Origin of the sequence: Enterococcus gallinarum NBRC 100675 (assembly GCF_001544275.1) — a bacterium.
In the GTDB taxonomy this organism is placed as follows: domain Bacteria; phylum Bacillota; class Bacilli; order Lactobacillales; family Enterococcaceae; genus Enterococcus_D; species Enterococcus_D gallinarum.
Map to the genome: position 1 here is coordinate 1 of NZ_BCQE01000054.1, position 8843 is coordinate 8843.

Consider the following 8843-nt stretch of genomic DNA (forward strand, 5'->3'; position numbering starts at 1 on the left):
TTTTTTAGAAAATTACTAAGAGGGAAATTCCCTCTTAGTAATAACTGCTTTCATAAACAGGCTCATTGTCATAACGATAAAACGTATCCCAGCTGCGATTCCCATAGAGTTCATTGGAATATAGTGCGGGATTGATTCGTTTTCTAACAATGCTGTCTTTTGTTCTTGCTAAGGGATAATCAATAAATACGTTAGGGACTGGAACTGTTTCCCCACTCATAGAGGTATAGGTTTTTACGGTTTGTTTTTTGATTGGCCGGAACCAAGCGGTTTTTTCGGTTAATTTCACGATTTGCCAAAAAGTAACATTGGTTTGTTCGTAGCCCCAAGAGCTATAAAAGATGTCTCCTACTTTGTACGGTGTGTTTATTATCATGTTTCATTCCTCCAGTAATATTTATTTGCCTTAGTTGCTGCTTAATCGAATCAACCAACCATTTTCGGTCGCAAGTTGTCTCCGAGGCGGGCGACCTTTTGGGAGAGTTCACTTTCTTTTTTATTCGTATTCACCTCACTTTTTTGTTTTTGGTTGGTCATTTTCGTATAGCTAAGCGTTCGTCGGCGTGCTTTTGGTTCACAACGGGTGGTGGAAGAAAACAAGGGCGTGCTGTAGGAAAAAGTTTTTTATGAAATGGGCAAAAAAGTTTTTTCGCCCCTTGTTTTCTTCTGCCACTCGGTGTAAAAGTACAGGTGCCGATGATCGCTTAGATTGGGTATACGAAAGTGTCCAACCAAAAAAAGCGAGGAATAAAAAAGAAAGCGCCCTGAACTCTCCCGAAAGGTCAAGAGGGGTTGGGGTTAAATGCTTTTTTATAAAAATTAGATAGCGGAAAGTGAAAAATGTGGTGGAAATCTATAGAAAGGAAGCCAGAAAAACAAAGGAAAATGTCGAAAAAACAGTCGAATGTTATATCTTAGGACAAAGAAATGAACAGGGACGGAGTGAATATCTTGTGGATACGATTGCTTTAGATCATCGAGTATTAGAATCGTCTCTTTATCAAACGGGCTATATTTGTGAATATGCAAATGAGGAATGTTGGAAATATCGATTGAAAACGTCGAATCAAAATGATTTTTATATTCGAAAAATTACACTTCCAATTGGAAGGAATCAAAGATATAAAGCTTGTAATCAATTCTGATTACAGACTTTTTTTGTATGGGAGGAATAGGCGGATGTTTTTAACAGTCGCGGATCATTTAAAATTACTCGGATTTCTTTCTTTATCCAATCGAGGGGGCTATCAATTGTATTTGTTAGAGTTGCCACCCTAGTTTTTCATTAGTCATCGAAGGAACTTATGATCATACACGGGGAAAATATTTTTATGATTTTTATTCCATGAAAATTGATCCTCGAACAAAGAAAAGTGTGCAACACCGTGTGTATTGTACAGATGTTCCTGTACAAGTGATGTATCGACGTGTAAGAAAGTACATGTATTTTTTACGTAAAAGGCAAGAAAAAGGGAAAGGAGAACACTCTTAATACTCGCTGGGTTCCTTTTTATAGTAGGTATTTATGGGGATTATTCACTTTAGTTGTGGAACTGTTTCAGTATTCATTAAAAATGTTGAGTGTATATAAGACAAGGAGGGAAAATAACATGAATTTTTTTCATAATATATTTACAGATTTTGTGGGTGATTTTAAGTATTTGATTATGTTGGGCATGCTTGCAGGTGCGGCCTATATTGCCTTTGAAAGAAAAGCAAGCAAAGTGATTCCGTTAATACTTGTATTGGCAGTGGCTATTTGGTTAGTGGGAGATACGTCTGGGGTATTCAACTGGATTCTCGATCGTATGCAATCATGGGGGCGATAAAATGAATCATGTACGAAATTGGACAAAGATTTGGAATATTGAACGCGTCTTTTATAAGTTATGGGACGGAGTAGCGTTACCACGTCCTGTCACCCAAACTTTTGCGATATGGTTTGGGATGGGCTTTTTATTGGGCATGTTTAAAATTCCGCCATTTATCATGGATCATACCCTTACTCGACAAATTTTTTGTCCGTGGTTGTTTGCTTTTTTTATGACACGAAAACAATTTCAAGGAAGGAAGCCGTATCTTTATTTGGCTTCCTTCCTTTTGTTTCAGTGTCGTCCAAAAGAATCTTTTCATGGACAATGGGCAAAGCCTATAAAGAAAAAAACAATTCAACGAAGGATTCGTTGTGTGGTGCGTTATGGAGGTGAAGAAGATGGGGCTACCGAAAGCATTTCCTAAAATTCCTTTTCATTATTTAGAAGGAAATTTGGTTTTTGGTGAAGAAGAGCGTGTATATGCCTATTATGAACTACCGATGTATTCTTATAGTTTTGTAGCCGAAGAACAAGCCTATCAATTCCAACAAGCAATCATGCGTTTGATTCGTCAAAGTCATTCGCCACATGTACGCTTCTTCTTTTGTACCGATGAAGAACGGATTGAAAAAGCTATAGTGTCGTCTAAGAAATTGGTTCGTTCCAAAGGAAAACTAAAGCAGATGGCGTATCAACATTTAGATAGTGTACAAGAAATCTTAGAAGAGATGCATGGCAACTATATCAAAAAAGTCCGATGCTATCTGGGCTTTGAGCTGGTATTGGAAAAAAATGACCAAGCAGAAAAAAGTTGGCTCAAAGAATGCCGGATCTTTGCCAAAGATTTTTTCCACCGATCTAATGCCCGCTTATTTGGTGGGTTTGAAACTATTCCAAACGAAAAAATCCACCGCTATCAACGATTAGAAAGCCTATTATACAACCGTATTGGGAAATATTTTTGTTTACGAAAAACAACGCCAGAAGACATGGTCTTTTTAGTGGAACATTTAGAAGGCAAAAAAGAACAATCTTTAGAAGAAGTTGTGGTTCGTCCAACTAGTTTCAAAGAAGAGAACACGACGTATGCCTATCAGTATGATGTGTTGAATCTAGCTAGTGCAGGGATTACGGAAAAGAAAAATTATTTAATTTTGGATCAAGGAATGGAAGAAGACTATGTGTCTTATTTAGCTCTTTCTCGTATGACGCGTGATTTATCGTTTCCTTTTCAATCCGAAATTTTTTATTTTCTTCAATCGGAATTAGATTTCCCCATTGATTGTTCTTTGGATATCGAATGTTTAGATAATCGTTCTGCGCTGACAAAAGTCCGTGGAAAAAAGAGTGATCTATCGGATATCTATGAGAGTGGGGTGTCCGTTGGAAAAGATGTTGGAAACAATGTACGAGAAGCCTATCAATCCGCGAATGAATTGGAACAAAATCTAGAAGATACGCGAGAAGATATGTATCAATTGTCGTTAGTGGTACGTGTAACTGGTCAGACACACGATGAATTATTAAAACGTGTGAGTGACGTTCGAAGTTTTTTTGATGGGTATCATATGTATTTAGAAGTGCCGTGCAATGTGCAACTGTTTTTACATTATGAATGTTACCCCGCAGGCCAACGAACGATTGACGATTACCGACAATATGTGACGGTAGATTTTGTTGGCAGCTTAGGCTTTGGTGCGACGCAATACTTAGGGGATAGCTGTGGGATTCCTATTGGGTTTAATGCCGAAACAGGTGCACCAGTGTTCATTCAACCGTGGTTAGCGGCACAAGGGGTTAAAGGAACCGTCACCAATGCCCTTGCCAAAGCCTTAATTGGTTCATTGGGTGGCGGAAAATCATTAACAGAAAATCTCTTGTTGTTTTGGTCGGTGTTGTTTGGTGCCTTGGCCTTTTGTATTGATCCAAAATCGGAACGTTTGAAATGGGCAGAAGATTTGCCTTATTTTGCGCCGTATTTAAAGATCGTCAATATTACAAGCGAAAAAGAAAATATTGGATCGCTCGATCCTTTTCAGTTGATGAGAAAGAAAAAAGACCAAGAAAGCTTGGCGTTGGACGTGCTGACCTATATTACCGGTGTCAGTATTCGAGACGAAGACCGTTTTCCTTTGTTGCAACGAGCAGTAAAAACTGTTTCTGATTTTGAAGGGGTAAAAGGACTGCTTCTGGTGATTCAGGAATTATATGCGCAAGAAACAGAAGTCGCGAAACGTTTAGCGAAACATATTGAAAGCTTCAAAGAACTATCCATTGCAGGTTTATTATTTGGAGATGGAACGAACCAACAAGGATTAAATTTGGATGCCAAATGTAATGTTGCATTGGTTCAAGATTTAACGTTGCCAGATAGTGAAACTGGAACAGATGACTATAACTCTTCTGAAATTTTAAGTGTCGCTATTATGATGAGCCTAGCAACCTATGCGCTAGACTTTATCAAACAAAATCGAAAAATTTATAAAGCAGTTGGATTAGATGAAAGCTGGGCTTGGTTGAATGTTGCACAAGGGAAAATTCTAGGAAATAAATTGGTTCGTGAAGGGCGTTCTCGGAATGCAGGAATTGATTTCTCCACACAAAATACCGATGATTTAGGCGATGAAAAAATGAAAAGTAAAATTGGATTGAAATTTATCTTCCGTTCCAATGATCGAGAGGAAATTATCAAAGCGTTAAATTTTTGTGGGATTTCTGTCACGGAAGAAACAATCCAGCGTGTGAAAAATCTAGAAAATGGAGAGTGTCTATTTTGTGACATTCATGGCAATGTCGGCATTTTGTATGTGTATTATTGGTTTGAAGATGTGTTCCATGCCTTTGATACACGTCCACCAATGGATGAAGAAAGCGAAGAAGAGGACTCAGTAGAACGGATGGAAGAAATTGAGGGGATCTAGATGAAACAGTGGTATTCAAAGGGAGTCTTTTTAGTTACTCACCGAAAGCTGATTTGTGTCAGTCTAGTCATAATGCTAGGGATCTTTTTCTTTCACCCAACCTTTGTAGAAGCAGCTGGTTGGGTAAAAGAAACCATAGGTGGGAAAAATGCCGTATACAATTTTGAAAAATATTCTTTAGATAATTATAATTTAGACTTTTTTATGGATACATCATGGAAATGGTTACCGTGGAAATGGCTCGAAGGAGCTTCTGATGTAGTCATTTATGGAATATTTGCCGTCACAAATATTGTCTGGATGTTAAATGTGTATCTGTGTTATTTTCTAGGATTTATTGTGCAAGATGCCTTTGAGTTGGACTTTCTTTCAGAATTGATTGGTTCGTTAAGTCATACGATTCAGAGTATTGCTGGGATGAATGGTTCTGGCACACTTAGTCATGGGTTAGTGCCTTTTTTTGGCGGCCTATTAATTGCTTTAGCGGGTTGTTCGGTGATTTATCAAGGCGTGGTAAAACAACAGCCTACACGAGCGATCCAACAAGCAGTGCTATTTTTGTTTACGTTTATTTGTTGCGGAGTGTTCTTTATGCATACAACTACGTATTTAGAGAAAGCCAATGAAGTACAAAAAGAGATCAATAGTGAAATGTTAACAATTGCCAAAGAAATTTTACCTAAACAAAAAGGAAAAGCAGACGCAATCAAAGCGGTTCGCGAAAACTTGTTTTCCCTTCAAATCAAACAACCTTGGTTGGTGTTACAATTCGGGGATAGTGATGAAAAAGTAGTTGGAACAGAACGGATTACCCATTTATTAAAAGAATCTCCTTATGGTGAAGAGGGGAAGCGGAATGACTTGGTGGAAGAAGAAGTCACTGAGCGAAAAAATGGCAATCTTTCGGTACAGAAAGTATATTTGCGATTTGGTATGGTGTTTCTGACCTTCATTGTCAATATCGTCATTAGTATTGGGGTATTGGTGTTAGTCGTTACCTTAATTGCGTCACAAGTATTGTTCTTGTTGTTTGTGGGCTTTTTGCCAGTTGCCATGATTTTTTCTCTGTTTCCAAATTCGAGTGGCTTGTTAGGCAATGCCTTACAGAAGGTCTTTCAATTATTGTTTACAAAAATGGGGATCTTACTCATTTTAACGATTACTTTTTCTATTAGCCATGAGTTAAATGCCTTGTCCAAAGACAAAGGGTTGATCTGGACAAGTTTCTTACAAATTGCGTTATGGTTTTCTGTCTCCACACGTGTCAATGAGTTATTAGGCTGGATGAAAATTGGGGGTGCACCAACGCAAGCAGGTGATCGGACGGGACGTTTCTTACGAGGCATGGTGTTAGGCTCGTTTAGCCAAGGGATATTCCGAGGAATCGGTGGAGGATTTGTTGGAGGAGTTGCTGGAAGCGTAACTGGCCAAGGACTTTCAAAATCCTTGAGGAGTCAACGAACAACAACGACTACACCTTTTTTTGAACGAATAGGCAAAAAAGTTTCTGCCATGTCAGAATTACCGGCAACTGTTGGGAATAAGGCAGAACAATGGAAACGAGTAGTGCAGTATGCCCCAACCAATGCGCAATACAAAGCGCGAGAAATAAAACAAGACTATCTTTATGGTCGAATGAGTGAATCGGAACGTCAAACACGGGCACGTAATTTTACGAATGAACGACAAAAGAATCTTTATGATGCGCGAAAAGATATGTTGCAATGGGATCAACAAGAGAAAAAACAACGAGTGATGCGTTCGCTGGCGCACCAAGCAGGTCAGGGACAAGTCATTTTGGGAAAATTACAAACACGTACAAGTGCCATAAATGGTACAAGGATACCTCCGGTTGCTCGAAGGATTACTTCTCGTCAACACATAAGAGAAGAACAATCCTTATTTCAAAACATTTCGGAAAAAGGAAAAAATGAGAAAAAAAAGAATGAAGGAGGGAGGCAATGATTCGGAAGGAAAAAACACCCACTACTCCTGATCAAGAAGTCCTACCAAAAGAAAAGAAAGGAAAAGGCAAGAAAGTAAAACGAGAAAAAAAAGAAAGCTATCAGGGAGCGCGAAAACGGCGCTTCCTTTTTCTTATGGGTTGGGGCTTTTTGATTTTTAGTGTAGGATTTGGGATCTATAATAATTTAACATCTAGAGATACAAATACGGTACATGAGACAAAGGTGATTGATAAACAATTGAAAGATGTGACTGGGATAGAAAACTATGTGAAGAATTTTGTGGTATTGTATTTTACGGTGAGTCAAGAGGGGGATCAACGCTCAGACCGAACAAAAGCATTAGAAAGTTATTTAGCCGATGGGCTTCCAATGGATACAGAACTAGACAAAGCAATAGAAACGGATATGAAAGTAAAAAATGTGTCTATTTGGTCGATAGACGAACATGAATCAAAAAAGAATACGTTTGTGGTCACTTTTCATGTCTCGTTGGAATGTGGAAAAGCAATCAAAGAGCGTGTCTATACGCTAGAGGTTTATCGTAACAACGCTGCGTATGCCGTCGTAAAATTACCCATTTTAGCCAGTCATGTGAAAAAAGCAACGATCAACGTTACTTCTCGTATGGAAACAACGAGTCTTTCTCAAAAGGAACGAGAAGGAATAGAGAAGTTTCTACGTACGTTTTTCAGTATTTATCCAAAAGCCAATGAGGAAGAATTAAAGTATTATGGGACGAGTCTTCTCCCGATTAAACAACCACTGGTGTTTGAAGAGCTAGCCAATATACAGGTGGCAGAGAAAAAGAAGATGTTTGAGATTCGTTGTGATGTTCTTTATCAAGATCAAGAAACGAAGTTACGTCATACAATGAGTTATGAATTAACGATCAAACAATTAACCAATGGCAACTTTCGAATTGAGGCGATTCACTAATGAAAAAACTTTTTTTCTTGAGTGGTGTCTTTCTGATTAGTTGCCTTTTTTTATTGCTTGTGCTCGTTGGTCTGTCTGGTGACTACTCAACAAAACAGACGGCTTCCACAAGCGGTGTCGCTTATACAGGAAAGTATATCGAAAGCTTGCCTCTTTTTAAAGAGATCAAAGGACGTGGGCCGATAACGGATGAACATGCGCAAGCAGCCGTTGGCGCGGCAGTCAAGTATCATTTATTGCCTAGTGTGATTTTGTCTCAATTGGGTTGGGAATCGTCCTATGGGCAATCACACTCTGGAAAAAATGATACAAACTTTTTTGGGATTACGTGGTTTTCTGGTTGTCCCTATCCGCAAGGGTCTGCCCGGGGGGTTGGTGGTTCAGAGGGGGGCTTCTATATGAAGTTCCCAAACTTGAAAGCATGTTATGACTATTATGGATTTATGGTGGCGAGTCAAAGTAATTTTAATCCGTGTGTTGGGAATAAAGACCCCGGTAGTTGTCTATTGATTTTAGGACGTGGAGGCTATGCGGCGGTAGGAATTTCCGAAGGAAGTGCGTATTATCAAGGAGCGATGGGAATTATAAAATCCTACAATTTAACAGAATATGATGCCTTTGCGATCCAACATTGGCAGTCATTACCGACCAAAAGTACGCCTATTTCAGGAAAAAGCAAAGGCAATGCGAAAATTTTAGATCGTATGATTGGACAATCGGTATATAATGGCGAATGTTATGGAGGCACGGCTTGGTATGTCTCGCAATTAGGTGGCCCGCAATTAATGGGTTCTGGTCATTCTTTTGCGATGTTAATTGGAGAAGATTATGATTGGGCAGCGTATGGTTGGCAAGTAATCATGAATCCAAAGCCGAGTGATTTACAGCCAGGAGACGTGATAAATTGGCAAGCAGGCGGTGCGTTGTCTCCCGGAATTTATGGCCACACCGGTATCATAACGGATGTCTCAAATGGTGGACAAAGTTTTTCTAGTGTGGAACAAAACGCCGAGCAGGGGCGAATCATGGCACGGTATCAACGCACATATAATCAAACACAAATTCGAAGTTTGGTTCGGAAAGTAAAATAAGAAAGAAGGGGAATAGAAACGTGAAAAAAGGAATAATTTTGTTGTTTAGTTGTTTTTGTGGCTCTATAATTTATGGGACTGATGAATCAGAATTGATTCTTCAGCCCCATTTTT

7 protein-coding genes are annotated in these 8843 nt (G+C 39.0%); 6 read left to right on the forward strand and 1 reads right to left on the reverse strand.

Annotation, left to right across the window (positions count from 1 at the left end):
• Positions 1 to 34 precede the first annotated feature (34 nt).
• Positions 35 to 220: a hypothetical protein gene (locus EG2_RS19925; protein WP_115241666.1), complete on the reverse strand. Its 186-nt coding sequence runs from the start codon at positions 218 to 220 to the stop codon at positions 35 to 37.
• Positions 221 to 1610: 1390 nt separating this feature from the next.
• Here EG2_RS19925 and EG2_RS17715 point away from each other — a divergent pair.
• Genes EG2_RS17715 through EG2_RS17740 form a run of 6 tightly spaced genes read left to right on the forward strand, consistent with a single transcriptional unit; the run spans position 1611 to position 8729 of the window.
• Entirely contained in the window at positions 1611 to 1829 is a 219-nt protein-coding gene (locus EG2_RS17715) for a hypothetical protein (RefSeq protein ID WP_060815634.1), read from the forward strand.
• Between the two features lies 1 nt (position 1830).
• The gene (locus EG2_RS18675; RefSeq protein WP_082709601.1) at positions 1831 to 2238 is read left to right on the forward strand and encodes a TcpE family conjugal transfer membrane protein; all 408 of its coding nucleotides are present in this window, start codon (positions 1831 to 1833) and stop codon (positions 2236 to 2238) included.
• The gene (locus tag EG2_RS17725; RefSeq protein WP_060815635.1) at positions 2213 to 4735 is read left to right on the forward strand and encodes an ATP-binding protein; all 2523 of its coding nucleotides are present in this window, start codon (positions 2213 to 2215) and stop codon (positions 4733 to 4735) included. Before EG2_RS18675 ends, EG2_RS17725 begins: the two co-directional genes overlap by 26 nt.
• Positions 4736 to 6700, forward strand: a complete 1965-nt coding sequence (locus EG2_RS17730; protein ID WP_060815637.1) for a CD3337/EF1877 family mobilome membrane protein — start codon at positions 4736 to 4738, stop codon at positions 6698 to 6700. It begins immediately after the preceding gene.
• Positions 6697 to 7638, forward strand: coding sequence for a conjugal transfer protein (locus EG2_RS17735; RefSeq protein ID WP_060815638.1), 942 nt, complete (start codon positions 6697 to 6699; stop codon positions 7636 to 7638). Before EG2_RS17730 ends, EG2_RS17735 begins: the two co-directional genes overlap by 4 nt.
• A complete protein-coding gene (locus EG2_RS17740) occupies positions 7638 to 8729 on the forward strand; it encodes a CHAP domain-containing protein (protein WP_060815640.1) in 1092 nt (363 codons plus the stop codon). Before EG2_RS17735 ends, EG2_RS17740 begins: the two co-directional genes overlap by 1 nt.
• Positions 8730 to 8843 lie beyond the last annotated feature (114 nt).

Bases quoted from the DNA above. Each gene is read 5' to 3' on its own strand.
- EG2_RS17715 (WP_060815634.1), top strand. From the start codon at position 1,611: ATGAATTTTTTTCATAATATATTTACAGATTTTGTGGGTGATTTTAAG.
- EG2_RS17730 (WP_060815637.1), top strand. From the start codon at position 4,736: ATGAAACAGTGGTATTCAAAGGGAGTCTTTTTAGTTACTCACCGAAAG.
- EG2_RS17740 (WP_060815640.1), top strand. From the start codon at position 7,638: ATGAAAAAACTTTTTTTCTTGAGTGGTGTCTTTCTGATTAGTTGCCTT.
- EG2_RS19925 (WP_115241666.1), bottom strand. From the start codon at position 220: ATGAGTGGGGAAACAGTTCCAGTCCCTAACGTATTTATTGATTATCCC.
- EG2_RS17735 (WP_060815638.1), top strand. From the start codon at position 6,697: ATGATTCGGAAGGAAAAAACACCCACTACTCCTGATCAAGAAGTCCTA.
- EG2_RS18675 (WP_082709601.1), top strand. From the start codon at position 1,831: ATGAATCATGTACGAAATTGGACAAAGATTTGGAATATTGAACGCGTC.
- EG2_RS17725 (WP_060815635.1), top strand. From the start codon at position 2,213: ATGGGGCTACCGAAAGCATTTCCTAAAATTCCTTTTCATTATTTAGAA.